Origin of the sequence: Phyllobacterium sp. 22229 (assembly GCF_052056495.1) — a bacterium.
In the GTDB taxonomy this organism is placed as follows: Bacteria; Pseudomonadota; Alphaproteobacteria; order Rhizobiales; family Rhizobiaceae; genus Phyllobacterium; species Phyllobacterium myrsinacearum.
Map to the genome: position 1 here is coordinate 103977 of NZ_JBQEPA010000002.1, position 21858 is coordinate 125834.

At 56.9% G+C, this 21858-nt stretch carries 20 protein-coding genes; 8 read left to right on the plus strand and 12 right to left on the minus strand.

Annotation, left to right across the window (positions count from 1 at the left end):
• The first annotated feature begins 152 nt into the window (after positions 1–152).
• The 7 genes from ACTJJ7_RS02810 (at position 153) to ACTJJ7_RS02840 (ending at position 13236) form a co-directional block, all read left to right on the plus strand.
• Entirely contained in the window at positions 153–1172 is a 1020-nt protein-coding gene (locus ACTJJ7_RS02810; RefSeq protein WP_440965228.1) for an ABC transporter substrate-binding protein, read from the plus strand.
• Positions 1173–1244: 72 nt separating this feature from the next.
• Positions 1245–3401 carry an ABC transporter permease gene (locus ACTJJ7_RS02815; protein ID WP_440965230.1) on the plus strand — a complete coding sequence of 719 codons (2157 nt, stop codon included), beginning with the start codon at positions 1245–1247 and terminating at the stop codon, positions 3399–3401.
• A 23-nt stretch (positions 3402–3424) separates the two neighbouring features.
• On the plus strand, positions 3425–4528 hold the full coding sequence (locus ACTJJ7_RS02820) for an ABC transporter ATP-binding protein (RefSeq protein ID WP_440965231.1): 1104 nt from the start codon (positions 3425–3427) through the stop codon (positions 4526–4528).
• 1 nt (position 4529) lies between these two features.
• Positions 4530–5021, plus strand: a complete 492-nt coding sequence (locus ACTJJ7_RS02825; protein WP_440965490.1) for an SRPBCC family protein — start codon at positions 4530–4532, stop codon at positions 5019–5021.
• 195 nt (positions 5022–5216) lie between these two features.
• The gene (locus ACTJJ7_RS02830; protein ID WP_440965232.1) at positions 5217–11498 is read left to right on the plus strand and encodes a DUF4781 domain-containing protein; all 6282 of its coding nucleotides are present in this window, start codon (positions 5217–5219) and stop codon (positions 11496–11498) included.
• A 328-nt stretch (positions 11499–11826) separates the two neighbouring features.
• Positions 11827–12219 carry a hypothetical protein gene (locus ACTJJ7_RS02835; protein ID WP_105733642.1) on the plus strand — a complete coding sequence of 131 codons (393 nt, stop codon included), beginning with the start codon at positions 11827–11829 and terminating at the stop codon, positions 12217–12219.
• A 519-nt stretch (positions 12220–12738) separates the two neighbouring features.
• On the plus strand, positions 12739–13236 hold the full coding sequence (locus tag ACTJJ7_RS02840; RefSeq protein WP_105733643.1) for a PaaI family thioesterase: 498 nt from the start codon (positions 12739–12741) through the stop codon (positions 13234–13236).
• 6 nt (positions 13237–13242) lie between these two features.
• On the opposite strand, the gene sctT is transcribed toward ACTJJ7_RS02840, so the two are convergent.
• Genes sctT through ACTJJ7_RS02900 form a run of 12 tightly spaced genes read right to left on the minus strand, consistent with a single transcriptional unit; the run spans position 13243 to position 21269 of the window.
• Positions 13243–14061: a type III secretion system export apparatus subunit SctT gene (sctT, locus tag ACTJJ7_RS02845; protein ID WP_440965234.1), complete on the minus strand. Its 819-nt coding sequence runs from the start codon at positions 14059–14061 to the stop codon at positions 13243–13245.
• Positions 14062–14081: 20 nt separating this feature from the next.
• Positions 14082–14348, minus strand: a complete 267-nt coding sequence (gene sctS / locus ACTJJ7_RS02850) for a type III secretion system export apparatus subunit SctS (protein ID WP_105733645.1) — start codon at positions 14346–14348, stop codon at positions 14082–14084.
• A 4-nt stretch (positions 14349–14352) separates the two neighbouring features.
• Complete coding sequence (gene sctR / locus ACTJJ7_RS02855) at positions 14353–15006, minus strand: type III secretion system export apparatus subunit SctR (RefSeq protein WP_105733646.1); 654 nt, start codon at positions 15004–15006, stop codon at positions 14353–14355.
• Positions 14999–16048 carry a FliM/FliN family flagellar motor switch protein gene (locus tag ACTJJ7_RS02860; protein WP_440965236.1) on the minus strand — a complete coding sequence of 350 codons (1050 nt, stop codon included), beginning with the start codon at positions 16046–16048 and terminating at the stop codon, positions 14999–15001. Before ACTJJ7_RS02860 ends, sctR begins: the two co-directional genes overlap by 8 nt.
• A 2-nt stretch (positions 16049–16050) precedes the next feature.
• Positions 16051–16539, minus strand: a complete 489-nt coding sequence (locus ACTJJ7_RS02865) for a hypothetical protein (protein ID WP_440965237.1) — start codon at positions 16537–16539, stop codon at positions 16051–16053.
• The gene (locus tag ACTJJ7_RS02870) at positions 16536–17849 is read right to left on the minus strand and encodes a FliI/YscN family ATPase (protein ID WP_440965238.1); all 1314 of its coding nucleotides are present in this window, start codon (positions 17847–17849) and stop codon (positions 16536–16538) included. Before ACTJJ7_RS02870 ends, ACTJJ7_RS02865 begins: the two co-directional genes overlap by 4 nt.
• 29 nt (positions 17850–17878) lie before the next feature.
• Positions 17879–18490: a type III secretion system stator protein SctL gene (gene sctL / locus ACTJJ7_RS02875; protein ID WP_440965240.1), complete on the minus strand. Its 612-nt coding sequence runs from the start codon at positions 18488–18490 to the stop codon at positions 17879–17881.
• Positions 18487–19137: a hypothetical protein gene (locus ACTJJ7_RS02880; RefSeq protein ID WP_440965241.1), complete on the minus strand. Its 651-nt coding sequence runs from the start codon at positions 19135–19137 to the stop codon at positions 18487–18489. Before ACTJJ7_RS02880 ends, sctL begins: the two co-directional genes overlap by 4 nt.
• On the minus strand, positions 19134–19931 hold the full coding sequence (gene sctJ / locus ACTJJ7_RS02885; protein ID WP_105733652.1) for a type III secretion system inner membrane ring lipoprotein SctJ: 798 nt from the start codon (positions 19929–19931) through the stop codon (positions 19134–19136). The genes ACTJJ7_RS02880 and sctJ overlap by 4 nt, the downstream gene beginning before the upstream one ends.
• A gap of 16 nt (positions 19932–19947) precedes the next feature.
• Complete coding sequence (locus ACTJJ7_RS02890; protein WP_105733653.1) at positions 19948–20361, minus strand: hypothetical protein; 414 nt, start codon at positions 20359–20361, stop codon at positions 19948–19950.
• A 35-nt stretch (positions 20362–20396) separates the two neighbouring features.
• A complete protein-coding gene (locus tag ACTJJ7_RS02895) occupies positions 20397–20585 on the minus strand; it encodes a hypothetical protein (RefSeq protein ID WP_105733654.1) in 189 nt (62 codons plus the stop codon).
• Positions 20586–20597: 12 nt separating this feature from the next.
• Positions 20598–21269, minus strand: a complete 672-nt coding sequence (locus ACTJJ7_RS02900) for a type III secretion protein (RefSeq protein ID WP_440965244.1) — start codon at positions 21267–21269, stop codon at positions 20598–20600.
• Between the two features lie 370 nt (positions 21270–21639).
• Between ACTJJ7_RS02900 and ACTJJ7_RS02905 the strand changes: the two genes are divergently transcribed.
• Positions 21640–21810 carry a hypothetical protein gene (locus tag ACTJJ7_RS02905; RefSeq protein WP_162700357.1) on the plus strand — a complete coding sequence of 57 codons (171 nt, stop codon included), beginning with the start codon at positions 21640–21642 and terminating at the stop codon, positions 21808–21810.
• Positions 21811–21858: the final 48 nt, after the last annotated feature.

Sequence of the window (21858 nt, forward strand, 5' to 3'; positions counted from 1 at the left end):
GTACAACCACTGCCTGATTGTAATAATTGAAAGGAAAAATGCGGCTGGATGTCATCTACGCAATGAAATGCCGATTGCAGTCGTGTTCATTACTCTCTTATGTGATCAGATGTGAGCGCCTTGGCGTTGACCGGTTTCCGGGGAGGATTGGGATGAAAAAGCTTCTTTTGACGGCCGCCATTTTTTTCGTGGCAACGGGCGGTGCATTGTCGGCCGAGCGGTTGAGTGTCCTGTGCGGTGCGGATGAACGCTGGTGCGCGGAAATGAAGACCAGCTTCGAACAGAAAACCGGCACGCGTGTCTCCATGGTCAGAAAAAGCACCGGTGAAATCCTGGCTCAGCTGCGCGCGGAGAAGGACAATCCGAAGGTTGACGTGTGGTGGGGCGGCACCGGCGATCTGCAGTTGCAGGCAGCATCCGAAGGCCTTCTGGAAAAATACGTGTCGCCGAACAAAGCCGATCTTCTGGGATGGGCTAACAATTTTGAAGAAATATCCAAAGGACAGGCATCGGGCATCTATGCCGGGGCGCTTGGTTTTGCTTACAATGCAGATATCCTGCGCAAAAAGGGTCTCCCCGCACCAACGTGCTGGAAAGACCTGACGAACGGGACCTATCGCGGCGAAATCCAGATCGCCAACCCGGCCTCATCAGGCACGGCTTATACGGCGCTGGCGACCCTGGTGCAGCTGTTCGGTGAAGATGAGAGTTTCAAATACTTCAAGGCGCTTGATGCCAACGTCAATAGTTATACGAAGTCCGGCTCGGCACCGGTAAAGGCGGCCGCACGCGGCGAAACGCTGATAGGCATCGCCTTCATGCATGACGCGGTCACGCTGAAACAGGCAGGCTTTCCGCTGGAGGTCGTCGCTCCCTGCGAAGGCACCGGCTATGAGATTGGTGCTGTCAGCATCGTTAAGGGCGCCCGCAACATTGAAAGCGCCAAAGCCTTTGTCGATTATGCCTTGAGTCCCGAAGGGCAGGCCACGGGCAAGGCGGCGGGACAAAACCAGGTGCCATCCAATGCAAAGTCAGAGGTGCCGGACGGCGCCCCCGATATCACTTCGTTGAAGCTGATTGACTATGACTTTGCCATCTATGGCGCTTCTGAAACACGCGACAGGCTGCTTGCGCGCTTTGCGACCGAGATAAAGGCGGCAGACGCGCAATAGGCCTTCTCACCCCCGGCATTGTCGACACCTGTGATCCCCACGCTGTTGGGATCCGATTTCAAGATAGACATCATGAATCGCTCACTTCAACTCATCGCAATGCTGGGTCTGGCAGCCTATTGCCTGGCGCCCTGGTCCGGCGTTGAATACGGCATATTCGAACGGGACTGGATTGATGCGGGCGGCCTTCTGTCGGAAGCCGGCGCATCGGGATTGCTCCGGCTGGGTCTGTTTCGCGACGCTGCAATGGCAATTCCGGCGGCCGTGCTTCTGTTCCTTGTTGCGGTTGGATTTATCAGACAGGCCTCGCGCCCGCTGCTCCTGTTCTCGCTCGCCGCAACGATCCTTGCGCTGGCCGCTATTGTCATCGATGCGTTTGCCGGCGGCACTGTGATCCGGTCGCTTGGTTACGGCGCAACAATCGTCATGACGATGCTTTTCTTGTCGGCAACCCATCTGTGGTCGCGCCTCGGCAGGGATAATCGCGATGCATTCGTCGTCTCGTCGATTGCCGGCGTGTGTGCGCTGATCGTGCTGTTTGTGTTCTATCCGATTGCGCAAATCCTGGTCCAGGCATTTGTGGACAGACAGGGTGCGTTCAGCCTTCCCGGTGCCCTTCATATCGCCATGGGCGGCGATATCTGGAGCGTCGGTTGCATTGCGGGAAAATCGCGGTGTGGTGTTGCAATCAATTCGATCATTCTGGGTCTTCTGACCGCGACAAGCACAACCATACTGGGGCTTGCCTTTGCCCTTCTCATGAGCCGGACCCGCTTTCCGGGAAAGCCGCTCCTGCGTGCGCTGGCTGTTCTGCCGATCATCACCCCGCCGTTCGTGATCGGCCTGGCCCTGATCCTGTTGTTTGGCCGTGCAGGCTTTGTCACGGATATCATGTCGGGTCTCCTGGGGCTGGAAGCCAGCCGCTGGCTCTATGGCCTGTGGGGAATCTGGCTTGGTCAAACGCTGGCGTTCACGCCCATCGCGTTTCTTGTGCTGACGGGTGTTGTCCAGGGTATCAGTCCTTCGCTGGAAGAAGCATCGCAGACCTTGCGTGCTGACCTGTCATCGACGTTGCGCACGGTTTCGCTGCCCTTGATGAAGCCGGGCATCGCCAATGCGTTCCTATTGGCCTTTATCGAAAGCCTGGCGGATTTCGGCAATCCGGTCGTGCTTGGCGGCGGCGACAATGTGCTGTCGACGGAGATCTACTTTGCCATTGTCGGCGCGCAGGCCAATATGATGCGCGCCGCGGTTTTATCGCTCATTCTTCTGGTGCTGACGCTGACCGTTTTCATTGTTCAGAAGCGATGGCTGGGACGCACAAATTTCACCACCATCACAGGCAAGGCCGACAATGGCGCAAACAGCATGCTGTCGACCGGTCACAAGGCGATTGTCTATGGCCTCACACTGCCGTGGATGGTCTTCACAACAACAATCTATGTGATGGTGTTCTATGGCGGCGTTGTCCGGCTCTGGGGACAGGATCACACGCTGACATTTGCCCATTACAGGGAAGCATTCGACATTGGCTGGTCTGATGGCGGCATCTGGTGGAAGGGCGCAGCCTGGGACTCGTTCTGGACGACCATCAGTATTTCAGCCATTGCGGCTCCGCTGACGGCAGCACTTGGTCTCCTGACGGCCTGGCTGCTCGTGCGGCAGAAATTTGCCGGCCGAAGCACCTTCGAGTTCCTGACGATGTTGAGCTTTGCCGTGCCCGGAACGGTTGTCGGCGTGAGCTATATCCTGGCGTTCAACAGTGCGCCAATCGAGCTGACGGGCACCGGGACGATACTTGTTCTGTGCTTCATATTCCGCAACATGCCGGTGGGCGTTCGCGGCGGCGTTGCTGCCATGAAGCAGCTCGACGCCAGCCTGGATGAGGCATCTCTGACACTGGGTGCGAACAGCTTCAAGACGCTGAGGCATGTCGTGTTGCCATTGATGCGCCCGGCGATTGTCTCCGCCGTCGCCTACAGTTTCATTCGGGCCATCACATCCGTCAGCGCCGTCATTTTTCTGGTTGGCGCGGATCACAACATGGCAACGGCCTACATCATCGGGCTGGTGGAAAATGGCAGCTATGGCCTGGCGATTGCCTATTCGACGGTGCTGATCGTCGTCATGCTCATTGTCGTCACCGTGCTTCAGCTTGCCTTTGGCAAGCGGCGTCTGCGGCGGGAAGACCGGGTCGGATACCAGCCACCACGTCCTGTTGCCGCATAGTTGAACCGAACGAGGATAGAAAAATGAAGTTGGACACGCGCTGGCAGGCCGCCGAACAGGTCAGTATCCCGCTGAATGAGGGACGCGGCAGCATTGTCTTCAGAAACGTCGTGAAAAAATACGGCGTGGTTCACGCGGTTGACGGCATCGATCTCGAAATCAGGAGCGGGGAGCTGGTCACGCTGCTGGGGCCAAGCGGCTGCGGTAAGACCACGACATTGCGGATGATCGCCGGGCTGGAACTGCCGACCACGGGAACCCTTGCCATTGGCGGAACGGATGTTTCCCGGCTTCCGGCAACATATCGCAACGTTTCCATGGTGTTCCAGTCCTACGCCCTGTTTCCACACCTGACAGTGCTGGACAATGTGGCCTACGGACTGCGCATGGGCGGTTTGAAAACGCCTTTGGCCCGAGACATGGCGGAAGATGCACTGTCGCTGGTTGGCCTTGCCGGCTTCGGCCCGCGTCTTCCGAGCGAGCTGTCCGGAGGCCAGCAGCAACGTGTTGCTCTTGCCCGCGCCATCGTGCTTGAACCGGAGGTTCTGCTGCTCGACGAACCGCTCTCCAATCTTGATGCGAAGCTGAGACGGTATGTACGTGAGGAAATCCGCACGCTGCAGCAAAGGATCGGGGTTACGACCGTTTACGTCACGCATGATCAGGAAGAGGCAATGGCCGTATCCGACCGCATCATTGTCATGGAGCAGGGCAGGATTGCGCAAACGGGCTCCCCCGCCGAGCTCTACCACAATCCCCGGTCGGCCTTTATTGCCAGCTTTATCGGCGAGGCTAATCTGATCTCCTGCGTCGCGGCTGTTGACGCCGACGGGAGCAGAGTAGCGCATGTTAATGACAGCCACCGGTTTGCCGTGCCAACCAGCACGGTGGCAGAAGGCGATGCAACGCTGGTCATCCGGCCGGCCGCTATTTCATTTTCCACCGGTACCGGCGCGGGCATGCCCGGCACGATCACATCAGCCGCCTTTTTGGGCGATCGTGTTCTCTACGGTATCAAGACACCCATCGGCCGGCTGTTCCATATTGAATACGTATCCTCGATCCGGCATCCGGATGGAACCGAGGTCAATATCATTCTCGACCCTGCGAAACTGCATCTTGTTTGAGATGGCGAGCCCGGGGACAAGCCTTGATCATGCGAATCCGGAGGATATGCCGGTGCGGGCGATAAAGCGTGGTACTGCCGTCTTCGAGAGGCGACTGGATATACCGGCTCAGGCCGCGTTCACCGCATGGACGCGTCCGATCGATCTTCATCTGCGGCGGGACCGCAGCGGCAATCTGTTTTCCTATGTCAGCTTTGACTTTCGTATCGATGGCGAAACAATCTTTGGTTTCGGTGCGCCCGACGGCAGATGGTATCGCGCGAGGCAACGATATGAAGAGATTGTTGAAGGGAAACGCATCACATATGTCCTCACAATCAAACGCCGCCACAAACTTGTATATCTCGGCACAGTGACGATTTCCTTCGCCGATACCGCTACAGGTTGCACCCAGACCTATTGCGAGCAGGGCACCAGTTTTGACAACGAATCCATACCAGATCACGTACAATGGTACGCAGGACGCTTGTTTGGGACAGGGTTTGCAATGTGACTGCGTGAAAACCGGTCATGGGAAGACGGGGTGCAGGGCTGTAAGTTTTGTAATCAAAAAAATGCCGGAATGGCTCACATACATATCACAATATGCGATCACATAATGTATGAGTGTTAATGAGCATCCTGGGGCGGGCATGCCGATGGCCGCCAAGCAGAGCAACTGGGCTTTGCCCGAGACATAGGTGATTTCATGTTTGGTCCCGATGGTATTCTTTTTGCAAAATTCTTCCGTGACATTGAAATATTGCGGCAGAACGCGATTGCCGCTGCGGCTGCAGCGGCTGCAAAACCCACCTATACCGCCACCAAAAATCAGACACCGCAAATAATTGCCAAGGCATTGGGCCACACCGATGGCGGTGAGGCCATTGCCAAGGCCAATAAACTGCGCGTGGATCAGGTGGTGGAGCCGGGGGTGGTTCTGGTCATTCCGAAAGTCGAACCCCTTGCGGATCCTGCGGAAACGAATTTCAAAAAGGCCGTCGCAACACAAAAGGAAACCCCGCCGCCTGTTGATCCGAAACTGATATCCGCGGATGTGAAGGGCGGTAAATCGATCGAACAAATCGCCGCCGACCGCAAGCTGAAGGTTTCGGATGTCACGGCAGCGATTGATGCGGCGGGCCTGCAGGTCAAAACCACCGACCCGGTCAGCAACAATGGCGATGTCAAAACCACCGAGATCATCGACAAGTCAACCAGCAAGGTCGTTGCCACGTTTTACGACGATTACCAGCATGGTGGGACCACATCGAAAGTCACGGATGCAGATGACAAAGAGGTAACGCAGACCGAGTTTGGCGACGGGTCGAGCAGCCGCACGGTCTACGATTCGAAAAAGGGTGAGACCACCACACGCGTCGAGGATCCGAAGGCTGGCAAGGTTACCGAGACCACGATCGACGCGGACAAGCGGCTGACGCAAACCATCACCGAGAAAAACGGTGACGAAACGCGCAAGACCGAGAAGCTTTCATTCAACGGCTACGAGCTGACAACCGCGCCGGACGGCAGTTCCGTCCTTGTAAGGCAAGCGGATGGCGTTCAGCTTGCGATGAAGCCTGAAACGCCTGAAGCGTCGCTGGCCAAGGCGCTGTTCGATGTCAACCCCAACAGCAGTGATGCGGCAGAGGCAAAGAAGGGGGCTGTCGTCAAAACCGTCATTGACGGCATGCTGCTGGGGCAGAATTACAAGGATCTTGATGCTGCGGCTCAGGCCAAGGCTGGCGAGACGAAGGCTGCCATTGATAAATACGGCGCGGGACAGACTGGAACACCGGCACAGCCCAAGGCTCCATCGGGTAAAAGCTGGGTTCAGGTCGGTGAACTCTGGGTTGATCCCGAGGTTGCCAAGGCGATGGCCGCGGAAAACACCGCCGGTGCCAAGCTGATCGAAGCTTCCGCAAAGATGAAGCAGGCGAACGATCAGTTGAACGTCTATGCCCTTGATCCGGATTATAAATCGGCGATGAACGGTGCGGGAAAGATTCTCGACAAATCTTTGGCGCCCCATGATCTCGTCTGGGAGCGGCCGGAGGGTACGGGCACGCTTGAGGAAGCGCGGCAACAGCTCGCAACCGCCGGCACGCAGCTGACAACGGCCAGCACAACCGCGAAGGAATATGCCGAGGCCGAGCGGCTTACCGGGGAAGCGATCGCCAAACAGGCGCAACTGCCGCCCCCGGTCAGAAAAGATGTACCAACCGTGACGTCTTCATCGTCACATTACGATCCGGAAACGGCGTCGATTGAATGGAATGCCAAGAATGCCGAAGTGAATGATCTTTTTGCCAAGGCGAATACGCATACGGCCAACGGCGACAAAGCCTTCGCCGACTATCTCGTTGGCATAAGGCAGGAGAACCTTGCCGCGACAAAGCCGGGTTCGAAGGAAAATACAGAAGCCAAACAGCTGCTTGACCAGGCACTGTCTCAACAGGACAAAGCGGGCAAGAATGTCCATGCCGCTGAGGTCTATCAAACCTATCACGATGCCAACAAGACAGCGGCAGATCTGCAGGTAACCGGCCAGGGAATAAAGCAGAAAATCATCGCGGAAGACATCAAGAACAATCCGGACCGTTACGATTGGAACAAGAAAAACAGCACTTATGGCGGCGATTATCTCGGTAAGATAAAGGATCAAAAGGTTGTCGAGGACCCCAAGGACAATCAGCTCTATGTCGAGACAACCTATGAACATGGCGGCACAAAACGGGTCCAGCTGACATTCGCCCGCAACGACAAGAATGTACGCGGTGAATTCAAGGATCGCGAGCTCAACAAGCAGTGGCAATCGCTTGTCGACGGCCCGGAGGGCAATTGCGGGCTGGGCGGCCTTAGGGGCGCGCAACAGGCGGTTATCTCGGCCGGGGAAGCAATCAAGGACGTGCAGATCAGCGATCTTGATCTTCAGATCAAGGACCTTGACAAGGCGATTCCGGAACTGAAAAAAGCCCGCGATGACGCCATCGCGAAATATGGTGCAGGCACGCCCGACGCTCCGGCTGACAGCAAGCCGAACGGCTCCAATGCCGTCAATGTGGCTTATACAAGACCAGCGGGCAAGGACGCGGGAAATGAATCGGCGGACGGCGAGCGCGTCCGTGTCCAGATGGACGGACAGTGGGTGTGGGTGCATCCGGAGGTGGCCAATGCACAGCTTGCGCTGGATACGGCATCGGCGCAGAAGCAGGCGGCCGAGCGTGCCCGCGACGAGGCCCATGCCGCCCGCAATCGCCTCAATTTTGCCTTGACGCAACCGATCAAGCTCATGGTCGATAAAGGCTCCGACTCCTACGGCAAGAATACGGAATATGCCTATCTCGACAAGCGCAGGGACGAGGCCCTCGGCGAATATCAACTCAAGTTCAAAGACCTCTACAAATCAGGTTATACAAATGATTTCAAAGGTATAAAGGGCGGAAAAGAACTTGATGCCACCGTTGCGCAGGCCTTCGGACTGACGCCGGGACAGAATGCTGAAACGCTGAAGAAAATTACCGGAGAAGTGCATGACATCGCCGGGGACAACGTCCAGTACAAAATTGTACCCATGTTCCATGTCAATCAGGACGAGGGTTCCCAACAGACGGCATTGATTGCGGTCAAGAGCGGCGGCGGCAAGGTCTATTATGTCGATGTGACAGGCAAGCACTTTGAAAGCCTGCAGGATTTCCAGGACAACAACACCCAGTTCGGCGAAGGTGGCCGGCTGGTCGTGCCGCGCAGTCTCGACATGCGGCAGAGCCCGGATTCAACCATCCCGCTTGAAGTCGTCAGTGCGCGCAATTTCACGGTTGCGGAGAAAATCATCGATCCCGTGGTCGGGACCATCACCACCGTTGCGACGGTTGCCTCTTTCATCCCGCCATTCGCCCCGGTCGCCGCACCCATAGCCATGGGCGGCGGCGCGTACCTCGGCGGCCGGGCGATTGCCCGGCAGATCAATTATCTCCAGCATGGCGGCGAGTGGGGCGATTCGGAATCCTGGATGAATATGGGATCGGTTGCCAGCTCGTTCATCCCCATGGCGGCGGGCGGATTGCGCACGCTTGGCATGTTCCGCACGGTCTCCGACATGTCGGTGTTGCAGGCGGCCAGGGGCAGTATCGGCGCTCTGAAGGCAGAATCGCCAATGGCACTGAAAGCCGCGGAATATATGAGCAATGGCGGTAAGCTGAACCGTACAGCGCGCGGATTGGACTGGTCGTCCCTTGGCATCGGCGTTCCGATGGTTGCTGTGTCGGTGCATGACATTGCTTCGGGCAACATGAAGGGTCTCGACCTTTTCAATGCGGTGACAGGCGTTGCAACCGGCACGGTCGGGACCGGGTTTGGCGTGCGCGGGCTGATGATGACGCGGCCGGGCAAAGGCAATTCTGAAAACAGAGGCGATGATCCGTCACCTGCCTCGCAACCACTTGTCAATGCTGGAAACGCCAGACCGGCGAGCAGCAATACGCCGGTGTTCAAGACATTGGATGAATACCGGAAATTCGCTAATTCTCTGCCGGAACCCCGCAACCTCTCTGCGGCGGGGCAGCCGAAGGACCCGATTGAGATTTGGAAGGCCTTCCAGCGCCAGATGGGAAAAGATCCGGATGCCGGACCGCCCCCCGGGCTCTTTGATATTCCCGGAGTGGTCAGCCCGCTGCATACGGGAGCCGATCCTAAGAACGGCATCGGTTCGATCACCTACAGCAAGCCGGAGATCACAGCCCACACGACGCCCGAGCAGGTGGGTTCTCTGCTCCCCGGGCAGCTTGCGCGATTGGAGCCCAGTGATTTTGAGAACCTCACGCCAGCACAGGCGGCGAGCATCAGGAAGGCAGCCAAAGGTAGCCTCAATGATGAACAGCTTGCGGCGCTTGAGACAGCAAAGAAGCGGCGCGATCAAGGAACATCTGCTCCCAAGCAGACGGTGCAGCCCGCGGCGGGAAGCAATGAAAGCACTCCTGTCGGCGTGACCAACGTTGCGGTCCCGGATGGCCCCTCCAAACCGGTCATTACGCTTCTCACCAAGCCTAAGGAAATCAAGAATCTCTCCGATGAAGAGGTCGCGCTGCTGACCCCCGAAGATCTGCAATCCCTGCGCCGGAAACAGGCAAAAGCGGTCAATCCCGATAAGCTGGAAACGGACGAGCAGCTATCCGCTCTGCTTTATGCCCAGCGGCGGCGGGGCGCTAATGAGAAGCGGCGTGAACTGCTTGACGTAATGGGTGAGCGCAATCCTCCGCAGCTCAAAACAGGACTTATCAAGACGAGTGTTGTCGGGGTGAATGTGGTCGCCGAAACGCTCAAGCGGTCGGTCGGCTTCTCCGGTGTTTCCAGCGTGCTTGGCGGACCATCTTCCGCTTTCATTCTGGCCGTCCGTTCCAACGGCTCGAAACTGGCCTGGTGGACGAACAACCATGGTGTTCAGCGGGCGTTTGGCTATGCCATGCTTGGCAACGAGGCCCGTGCGATCAAGAAGGCAGAAAGTCTGCTCAACAAAAGCGGGCTGACTGGAACGGCCAAACCGTCGCAAGCCCAAAGAGACGCGCTGATCGCAACCCTCAAGGAAGTCGCCAAATTGGGACGTGCCTACAAGGAAGCGCGTGATGAGGCGCTGCGAGGGGACCGGTCGCTGTTGCCCAAGGCCAACACCGACAACCTGAAGCCTCCGAGCCTTGCGGAGGAAAAGACCCTCGACAAGATGGACAAGCGGGTCAAATACGCGGTGGATAAGCAGGTTGATCCCGATAATATTGCCGGCGCGCGGGAAAGGATCGATGATCTTTATGCGGCGGATCAGGAGGCGTTTGGCCCAGCTTACGCCAGATACAGCCGCACGGAGGATGCACGGAAAGCCTATAGCGACCTGCATGAATATCTCCTGGCCAAATTCGAGCATCAGGACAATGACAGCAAGGGCACTGTCGATTGGAAGCGGGCGGAGAAACTGGTCAGCAGTTCGATGTCACCCGAGACGCATTTGGGCTACGCCTTCAAGGCCGGTGCCTTGGCAGCTCCGGTCAACGCCTTGGCTGCCATCATGCTGAGCAAACATTCAGGTGACATGAACTGGGTCCAGTGGGTTAGCCAGGATGGGGGTAATTTGCTGCGCGCCCTGCCGGCGGTGCTCATCCAGACGGCCTATCTCAAGGCGGTACAGAACCTTGCGGATATCAAGATGGAACGGGGGCCCATGACCCCGGAGAAAGAGGCAAGGGTAAAAGAGCTGGATGCCAAGAAAGATGACATGAATTTTGAGAGCGACAAGACGGCCTGGAAATACAGCCTGCCCGGTTTTGCGCTGCTTGGAACCGTTGCCGCGACGATGCCGGGTGGCGGCTTGAAGGCAGGGCTTTATGGCCTGCAGGCCCTTGGCGGTCTCACCTGGTATGTTGCCCAGCGTCCGCCGTCATGGTGGCCAAAAATGCCCAGCGGCGTCAATGAAGGCATGCGGGCACTCGGCATTGCCACAAGTTTTGGCGTGCCGCTTTACCTCCTTGTTGATTTCATGCTTTCCGACAGCAAGGATAACGGCAAGGACAAGTCAAATCTGGACAAACTGGTCGAACTGACGACCTGGGCGTTCAGCGATAAACAGCCTTTGAGCCCCGGACCGGTGCCAAGAACGACTTTGCCGCCTGCGCCGACGACCGTCCTGCCAACCATGCGGGCGCCTGCAACGGGCGGTTCAACGCCAACCGTCATCACGCCGACTGCGCGCGCGGGCTTGAAGCCGATCAACTTCACCATGCCGACAGGATCCGGCAGCGTCGAGGATGAGCTGAGTTTTCATTTGCGCAGGGCGGAGGTGATGCTTGATCCGGCCTATGCCGGCTCGAAAGAGCGGGCGAAATACGAGGAGGCAGGCCCAAGCAGTTCGGTATTCGCTTGGGAGAACATGCGCAGCTCGGCCGTTGACATGGTCAAGCTCCTCGCTGTGGATGCCGATAGGAGCGATATGGCTCTTTCTGCCTGAGTTGGGATGGCGGGTGTATCAGCTCATACAGATCTGTTCTGTCTGAGCTGATCACAACCTCACGGAAATTGCTCACTCAGATGCAGCCGCTCACAGTCTGGCCCGGGATTTGCACCGGAGGGCCGGCGGAACGCCTTATTTTACCCTATGTTTGCCAGATATGACTTTTTGTGAACAGACCCATGCATTGGTGGCATTGGCTTATCACTTAATATGTTTTATGTTAACTTCAAACAGTTGGGGTAATTGGTAGATCGAAATGTCGGTTGCGAAAGTATTGATTAACACACAATCGCTCACAATAGAGCTGGAAGGTGAAGATGAGTTCGTGAGGACCTATCTTGACAAGCTTATGCCTATCCTGGAGCGCTCGAAACTCGCCGAGGCCGGGCATGCGGACGGCGAAGCCGGATTGTCGGATAATCTGCAGGCAATCGCGCCAGCCAAGCCAGTTGGCACGCGAAAGCGTGTGCGGGCAACAGCCGCGTCCGGCGGCTCCTGCCGTGAACGCGTTAAAAAACTGCGCGAAGATGGTTTCTTTGATAAGCCGCATGGCATTGGCGAGATCGTTAAGGAACTGAACGATCAAGGTTTTCCTCACAGCATCAATCAGGTTGGAGCTGCATTGTCGACCATGTTCGGCCGCAATGAGATCGAGCGCAGCAAGATCGACAAGAAATATTCCTATTTCTGGGGATCGAACCAGATCAAGGCCGCCTGATCCCGTTCGGCCAGGCTTTCAATCCAACAAAACACACTGCACCGGGCTCATGGTCGCCGGAGTGCTCCCTGTTCGGGAGTATTCCGGTTTTGACATTGGCTTTGCGAGTGCACGTCGATTGACTGCATGGTGTTTCCTGCGCTTGTGCGGGGGCATGGGTGGGGTGAATCGGCATACGCAGCTGGCCGGCCGTGCTGCAAGCACATTTATTCATATTCAAAAAAATTGAACCTATGGCTTTTTGTGATGAATTCATGTTTGATTATGTTCAATTGTGTCTCACAAAGGTTAAGAGAAATTGTTTTGACCTCGAGTTGGCGCAACACTATCGTTCAAGGGCCAAATCGTTTTGGAGAATATGTCCGGAATTTCCATTGGCTTGAAAGTGTCTCTTCACATAACTTCGCAGGTATTCGCCAAACAGCAGCCACGATGTCATGTTGCCCCTCCCCAAAGGATGCTGCCGTGTAAGTCAGGTGGTATTCCGTTGCAGTTGCCCTGAAACAGGATCCCAACCCAATGCGATCACTTGCCCGAGAATGGATAGACGAAATTCTATTGAGGACACCCTTCGCGCGCAGCCTTGGTATCATATTCCTTTCTGCCCAAGGTGATGCCGTAAAGTTGAGACTGCCGGTTCAGGGGGATGTCACCCAGTTGCCGGGCAATGCGCACAGCGGTGCCATTGCCACTTTGATTGAAGTCGCCGGATCCGCCGCGGCAGTGCTCGGAGCAAGCAATCTTTCAATCGCAGGCTGTGCAACCAGTCAGTTGAACATCACATTTCTGGCGCTCGGCGATAGCCGTTACCTCGATGCTGCGACGACGATCGTGCATCGTACGGCCAGCCAGGCTGTCGTGGATGTAACCATAACAAGCGATGATGGACGTCCCATGGCCAAGGCAACCACCATATGCCGTATTTTCGAGAAGCGTGCCGCTGTGCCGGTGCCGCCGGTCTCCTTCTTTAGACCCTTTGTCGTGAAGAACGCGGCGGATCAACAGAACGCGGGCTAGGACCTATCATTCCAGCGGACGCCTGCTCTCCGGTTTGATGTCAAAGAACGCATCGACGTTTTGGCGCAGCCGGCCGAGTTCGGTTTGCATCTGCGGAACAAGAAACATTGCATAAAGTGCAATGAGCAGGGCAAATATCAAATTCTTGACCGCCATTGACAGGTCGAACACATGCAGCTGCGGCGCCATGCGCGACAGCAAGGCCAGCATCAGATCCGCGATCAGCAAGGCGAGAACGATGGGGCCGATCTGAACCAGCGCCATTTGCATCATGCCATTCACTGTTCCGACGAAAAGCGGGAGGGTAGTGCCGGTGAGCACTGGCACGAAGTCGGTCACCGGCCAAATGCGGTAACTGTTGTAAAAGCTGTCCAGCAGAACCAGAAAGCCGCCGGAAGAAAAGAACAGAACGATCACTGCAAGCGCAAAGAAAGTTCCGGTGATGCTGGTCTCCGTCACCGCTTGAGGATCGAGGAGCTGGGCCGCGGTGGATCCGCGTTGCAGGTCGATGAGATCGCCGGCGATTTCGGCCGCCCAGAATGGAATGCTGAAGAGAAAACCGATGGCAAAGCCGATGATGAATTCCTTGATCATCATGGCGCCCAACCATGGAATAGTCATCGGAGGGCGGCTTGCAAGGGTGCGCATGACTTCCGGAATAACCGGAATGCTGATCGCCAATGCCACGCCGGATCGTATGGGGCCTGTGATCCCCAACCGCACGAATATGGGGGATATGGTCATGAGACCAAAACCGCGCGCCATGGCGATGGACGTTGCCAGGAGTATGGCATAGCCCGCTTCAAACAGTGGCAGCGTGATCATCTGCTGTTCCATCAGCGTGTTCAGCGCGTCATGGCGGGAAACTCGTCAAGAACGCGGCTGGCAAGGGAGGTGACCTGCACGCCGAGCGCCGGGCCCGCAACAATCAGGACCAGCATGACCGCGACGAGCTTTACGGTTTGGGGCAGCGTCTGATCCTGAATTTGTGTCAAAGCCTGAAGCAAACCGACACTGATGCCGATCACAATGGCCACGATCAGCGCCGGGGCTGAAACCATGAGGACGGTGAGCAGCGCACTTTGCATCTGTGCGAGAAAGGCAGTCTGCATGTTTTCACCTGTAGCTGAGAATGAGTCCGTGCATGAGCCGCGACCAGCCGTCGACGGACACGAACAGGAATATTTTGAGCGGGATTGAGATCAGGGTAGGGGATACCATCATCATCCCCATCGCCATCAGGACGTTCGAGACGATGAGATCGATGACGAGGAACGGGATGTAGAGCAGGAAGCCGATCTGGAATGCACGGGATAATTCCGAGCTTACGAATGAGGGAACAAGAACCACCAGATCATCGGGTTTTACGTTTGCCCGCGCCTCCTCGGACCAGATGCCTTCCGTCGATTGAAGGAAAAACTGCCGTTCGCTCTCACTGGAGTAGCGCGCCAGATGTTCCTGCAGCGGGCCGCGCACGGTATTGGCTGCGCGCGTTATACCCTCCACATTGCTCAGATCGATGGATTGCGTTTCCGCCGCCCGGTAAATATTGCCGACCAATGGCGCCGTCACATAAACCGTCAGGATGAGGGCGATGCCGTACAGTACGAGATTGGGCGGCGATTGCTGGATGCCCAACGCATTGCGCACGAGGAACAGGACAATGGATATCTTCAAAAAGCCCGTCATGGTCACGATGGCGAGCGGAATGAATCCAACCGATGTAACCAGCAGCAGGATCGGAAGAATATTGCCCTGAAGCTCAGTCATTTGCACCAAGCTGCAAAATGCGAACGCCGAGACCTTCACCCAATCTGACAATATCGCCGCGGCCGATCTTGCTGCCGTTTGCGATAATGGCAACAGCACCCTCGTTGAGCGCTGCGACGGGCACGACGCTGCCTTCGGCAAGCGCCTTCACGTCGCGCAAAGCCATGTCCGTGCGCGCAAGCTCGAATATGACGCGAACAGAAAGACTGTCGATGGTTGCTTCATCCATTACCGTTCCCCTTTCCATGAAAATTTCATTGCCGTCGGGCTGTGAGATTGCCGCCGGACTCCAGCCGCTGGTAAGAAGAAGCCCTGGTTCCGATTGGATGCAGCGCGCCTGAAGCTGGCCTGCGCAAAGGGCATATAATTCCCCTGGCAAGACGCCTTCGCTCATAATGGTATCGCCCTGTTTCAGAGCAGAGATCTCGGCTGTGCTCAGGGTTTGCGCGCCGGCCAGGATTTGCACCGGAACGGGCAAGTCCTCGACATCAACCGGTGCTTGCATGGGAAATGCATCCCATACCTTGCTGAGAAGTCTGCCCGCCTCTGCATTCAGCCCGAGACGGACAACCCCGTCGAAGGATGCAAATGCGACGTGGAGATCAAGGTTGATGTCCGCAGTGCTCGCATCCGCATCCGTGACGAACTGCAGTGGCTGCGATATCGCCGCTTCAAACGGGAAGAGCAGGTTCTCCAGCGCCGCCTCGATCAGAATGGCCTGTTGAAGCGCTGGCAGCGTGTGGAATGAAGCGGGTTTGCAGAGACCACCCACCAGAGCCTCGACCAGACTGCCAGGCAAAGCGAGTTGAAAATTCCAGATACCGGCGGACACGTTGAAACTGCGCGATGCGTCGCCGGCGGACCAGGGGCGGGCGGACAGGCCGATGGTTATGGGTTTACCCCGCACGTCTGCGCGCAGGGACTGCCGGCGGCGATAGAGGGCATTATGGGTGATCAGTGAGGCAGGGGACATGCTGGGAAAGGGCTGAAAATCCACTGCCCCGTCAGGTTTTCCCGCATTGATTTTCTTCTTGGGCGTCATGTTCAGGCCCGCCCTGCACTGAGGGAAGTCTTGTGAAAATCATCGCGATCGTCATCTTCCATCTCAGCGCGCAAAAGCGATGCTGTCCTTTGTTCCGCTTCGAAGGCAGCCTCCAGCTGTTCAAGTGATTTCTTCCGGGCGAGATAGTCTGCCAGTGTTTTTGCCAGATCAGTGCGCATGTGATCGAGGTGCTCGCTTGCCCGGGAATGGGAATCGGCACTCCTGGCGAGTTCTTGATCTATCGCCAGAATATCCTGGCGGTAGCGCTCGAGCATGGCTTGGCTGACTGTGTTTCCCGTCAGGTTTTGCCTGTTTTCATCGTCCCGGGCGGTCAACTCAGCCGCAAGTTCGAGCATGGCATTATAGGCCTTGGATCGCTGCGATTCAGCGTCATTGACGAGCATCTGCTGAACAGACAAGGCATTCACTGCAATCTGCAGGCGCATTTTGCGTAAGCCCAGGAGCTTTTCAAATCTCTGCCGGTTCTTCAATTTGCAAGCTCCCACATCCTGTCCAAGGTTTCATTGAACGTCGAATGTTCATGGCTTTCCTGCCGCAGGAAATCGGTGATGGCCTGATGCCTTTCGACAGCCCTGTCGGTAACCGCGTCTGAACCTGCCTTGTATTCATTGACGCGAAGCAGCAGTTCCACTTCTTCATAGCGCGCCATCATTTCCCGGATTGCGGTGGCGCTTGCCCTATGGCTTTCATTGGCGACTGCGTCCATCAACCGGCTGCGGCTGCGCAGTATATCAATGGCTGGAAAATGGTTTTTCTCCGCCAGCAGGCTGCTCAACGACACGTGGCCGTCAAGGATGGCCTTTACTTCTTCCGCCACTGGATCCAGCGTTTCGTCGCCTTCGGTCAGCACCGTATAAAGTCCGGTAATTGATCCGCCCACGCCGGGTCCGGAGCGCTCGAGGAGACGTGGAAGGGCTGCAAACAGCGATGGGGGATAGGCGCGGCGCGTGCCGGGTTCGCCGGCCGCCAAACCGATTTCGCGCTGTGCTCTGGCAAAGCGGGTAACACTGTCCATCAACAGAAGAACATCCTTGCCTTCGTCGCGAAAATATTCCGCGATTGCCGTGGCGCAGTGTGCCGCCTTGACGCGTTCGATCGCCGGGCGATCGGAGGTTGCGACCACGGTTACCGCGCGCTTCCTGCCTTCGACGCCCAACTGGACATCGAGAAATTCGCGCACTTCCCGGCCACGCTCGCCAATCAGGGCGATGACTACGACGTCTGCCTGGGTCCCGCGCACGATGCTTGATATCAGCGAGGATTTTCCGGCACCCGGCGCACCGAAAATGCCGATGCGCTGGCCGCGAGCGACGGTCAAGAGACCGTCGATGGCGCGTATTCCAAGTTGCAGGGGATCGCGGACCAGATCGCGCTGCAAAGCATTCACGGGCTCGGCAAGGGTGGGGTAAAGCGCAACAATCCCGGCGGCCGCATCCGGATCGCGGCCATTGTCGTTCACGATGTCCCCGAGGGCATTGACCACGCAGCCCAGCAATCCCGGCCCCACAGGAACCTGTATGATGCTGCCAGTCGGGATGACCTCGGCACGCGTGGACATGCCCGCCATATCGCCAATGGGGCTGAGAACGGCATCATCATTGTCGAACCCGATCACCTCAGCCGGAACGGTGCGGCCGGACACGGGATCGCGAATCTCACACAACTCGCCAATCCGGACCATCGGCAGGGAGGCATGGATGATGACACCCGTTATGCGGCGCACACGCCCATGCACCTGCAGCGGATGAGCGCTGACTGCAGCTCTTTGAAAGCGGTTCATGAGTCGGCTGAGGTCGCTTTGCATGGATGTCAGACCACTCCAAATTCGGCTTCGTCGCGCGCAGCGATCAGAGCCTGGCGAATGATGGACAATTGTGCATCAAGCCCGGCATTGACGACGGCGCTGGGAGACACGACGAGACAGTTCCTGCTATCCAGCCGGGGATCGCCGGTGATTCTGACGGACAGGCCTTTTTCGAGGCCGGTCGATATCTCCTGCAGAAGGTTTTTAACTTCCCTTTCCAGTTCGGGGGCGACGTAAACGGTGAGCGCGCGCTCATAGCGTAAAAGCTCGATGGCATTGCTTGCCAGTTTGGCGACCACAACCGGATTGTCGATTTCGCCGATCAGCTGTTCGACCACGGAGAGACTGAGATCAATGACCTGCTCCTGCAGCGCTTCAAGATCGCGATCAATCTTGGTTGCGGTCTCGGCGACGAGGATCGCGGCATCCTGTTCGCCCTGCTGCAGCCCCTGCCGGTATCCTTCTGCTTTGCTTGCATCGAAAGCTGCCTGCGCCGCACTGCGGATATCATCCGCCTCCTGCCGCGCTGCGGCCAGCATTGCCTGCGCGTCGGTCCATAGTGCGGTATCCCGCGCCGATATGATCCGGGCCGCCGGTGTTTTGGGCAGATCCATCATGCGGCTGCCATATCCGCGCGCGCGTTTGATGGGTGCCGCACGATGACAAGAGCACGTTTCGCATGGTCGCCGGAATGGGCCGGCGCAATTGTGTCATCACCCGGATATTTGAGACCAAACCAGTCGTTGACATAATCCGGCATGCTCTCCCGCCACGTTGAGATGCACGCCTGCCCGTCACGCTGCATGGCGGCCAGCAGCGTATCCGGATCGGTGACCGGTTCACCCGCGATAGCCAAATGGCGGTTTGCCAGCGCAAGCGCATAAAGGTCCTGGCCCAACGCGTCCTTCAGCCGATGGGCGGCCGCTGACTGGACGATCTGCGCAAGCGAATTGGCCAGGAACATCGCACCGCACCGCAACTCGAAAGCCGCCACATCTTCCGGGGGCATCAGCAGCAGTTGCAGATCGCACGCTTCCAGTCTGGGCTCAGCCGGAAGAGCAGAAAGCCGGAAATGCTCGCGCATGAGCCGTCGCGTGTTGTGACCAATGCGCTGCGCATTGCGCAAAAGCTCGATGCCTTCAGGCAGGAGAACTCCGGCGAAGCTTGCGGATAGGCGGTCCGGATGAATAAACCGCGCCGTATTGTTGAAGTAAGTATTCCACGCGGATGAGGATTTCCGGCCGCTGCCCTGGGACATTGTCATGAGGTCTTTCCATTCCGGGCAATGTCTGTGGGCTCAAGTGCATAGGTCATGGGCACGCGCCGCTGCCAGAGAAGAAACCCGATTGTTCCAAGCAGCGCGAGAACAAGCGTTCCAGCGATTGCCGCCATCCAGAACACCCGGCTTTCGCTTTCCCTGGTCAGCCACAAGCCCATATACTCCCGCACTTCCAGCTCGGGCGGCGTTTCGCGTGTTTTCTGCGGCGCGGCAACAGGAATGACCGAGACCTTCTCATAGCTCAGTCCGGCAATCCCGTTGGCGACCAGCGTCTTGATCTGCGGGATCAATGCATTGATGTTCAGCGAGGGTTCGTGCCTGATAAACACCGAAGCCGAAGCTGGTGCGGCAAAACGATTGAGCGGATCATTGTCCGCCAGAACCACGTGAACACGAGCGGAAAGAACCCCGTCGATTTCCGAAACCGTGCGGGACAATTCTTCGCTCAGGGCGTAGATCATTTGTGCCCGTTCCTGAACAGGCGAGGCCACCAGCCCCTCCTTCTTGAAAACGCTGCCTATCGTGGCAAATTCCGCCTTCGGCAGCCCGTTTTCCGCCAGCAATGTCACCGCCTCGGCAAACTGATCCTCATCCACCAGAACGGTCAGCTTCCCGTCCTTCTGTGGTTTGCGCGTTGCCGAAATCCCATGCGTCAACAGCGTTGCCACAATCTGGTTGGCCTCGCGCTGGTCAAGATTGGTATAGAGATCCGATTTGCATGCCTGCAGAAAACATACGGCGGCTATCGCCAAAATCATGCGTTGGAACGTGTGCGTCATGGGATTGCTGTTTGCCTCAACCACCGCCGCGGGTCGTTTCGCGAACGCTGGTGGTCAGTTGAATGGGCACGTTGGCAATCATGTGCTGACGCTGCATCAGGTCAAATGACATCGTCAGCCCCTGTATCAGGTTGCTCATCTTGTCCTTGTTGAGAGGAGACTGCTGGTCCTTTGCCTGTCCGGCAGGCGTGGCTCCCACATCACCGGATGCCAGGAACCGTTGAACCTCAACTCTTCCGCTCTCAAGGCGATCGGCAACCGACTTGAACGTGGTGCCAAGGCTGCGGCCAATATCGACGGGACTTGCGCCGTGCGGCATGGATTGGATCGTTGTCGCGACATGTTCATAGATATTCTGCTGATTGGCAGAAACCGGCGTAACCGGCTGGTGCTGCGACACGCTGCTGACGGGAGCTATGGGGGTAACCATTGGTGCGTACCTCACTGGTTGATTGCAGCAGATGCTTACTCGGATGAATTGGCTTCGCTCATCTGGTCGCCGGCAATATCCATGATGAACTGCGTGAACATCGAGGTTGCCCCCGAGAGCATGGAGGATGCCAACGCCTCTTCGAACTGCTGTTTCTGGGCGGCATCATCGACAGGGGGAGATGCTTGTTGCGCGGCGGCCGGTGCAATCCGTTCAGCGGTCATGATTGAAACTCCTCAATTTGTTGTTTTGGTCAAAACAGTCTTGGGTTGCGCAGCCGGAGCGTCCGTGCGCTTGCGTGCGGTCTGCAGCTCCACAGTCTCATCGACGGTTGATCCGCGGCCGCGAAACACGCGCACTCTGGGATCGTCATCGGTTGCGGGCGGAGGCTGTATGGTTGAAATAACCTCCCTGGTGACGGCGATGTAGGATGGCGGCCCCGACACGCGCAGCGCCGCTGCATTCTTGCTGTAGGTGATCGAAAAACGCTCGTCATAAAGACCCATGCGCTTCATTTCCTGCAGCACGGCATCGCCGGTGAGCCGCCCCAGCTCGATAACCTGTGTTTTGAACTCATCACTGGAACTGATGTGAAGAATGGCGCCATCGAAATACCAGTTGACGCCATTGCCCTGCGCAAGTTCATCCAGAAATTGTCCTGCCGTTTGCGCCTTGACCTGGCCGCGGATCTGGCCGCGCACCTGACCGTCGAGGACAACCGGAAATCCGAGATTACGGCCGAACTCCTTCATGGCTCCGGGCAAGTCCTGATTGATCAGCACGTAATTGTAGGGTTTGTTCGCCCATTCCGGCAGTGCGGTCGCAGCCGATGTGCCACACGCCACCATCACAGCGGCGAGCGCCATCAGGAAAGCGGAATGTCCCACATAGGTGATGTTTTCTGCCACGCTTTCACATCCGATTTATGATAAAATCACCGTCAAAGGATTACAATTGTGAGTATTCACTGTCAACGTCGTTGTGATCTCTTTGTGAGCATCCTTGAAGCGGGCCGGTGTTCTTTCAAGTTCATTCTGTCTAGTGAAATTATCCATATAAAACATGTATTTATTTTGTTAGCTGGCGTTAGATAACCTGTGGTTCCGGCAAATAGGTGTAATATTTGTAAGATAAAACACGGCCGGATGACGGCAATCTTTTTCCTGTAACATTGCCAATTTATGAGTATGCTGTTAGTTGTGAGTTCGCACTGATTTGTGCTTGAAAAGGCTCGGAGTCACGAGCCTGTGATTAACTGAAACGCAAAAGGGATTCATCATGGCTCAGTCAGGTTCCGTCAACGCATCCTCCTCATCCACCAATTTCGACAGCAATCTTGCTTCTTTGAAGGAAGCATTTGATCGCATCCAGAAAGAAGCAACGCAGACAAAGCTTGCAACAATGGATGGCCAGAGCGTGCTTGACATCGCCAAGGCAAAAATCGGCTGATTTTACTGCGGGAGAGGGCGGCCCATGCTGTCCTCTCCTTGTCTTCTT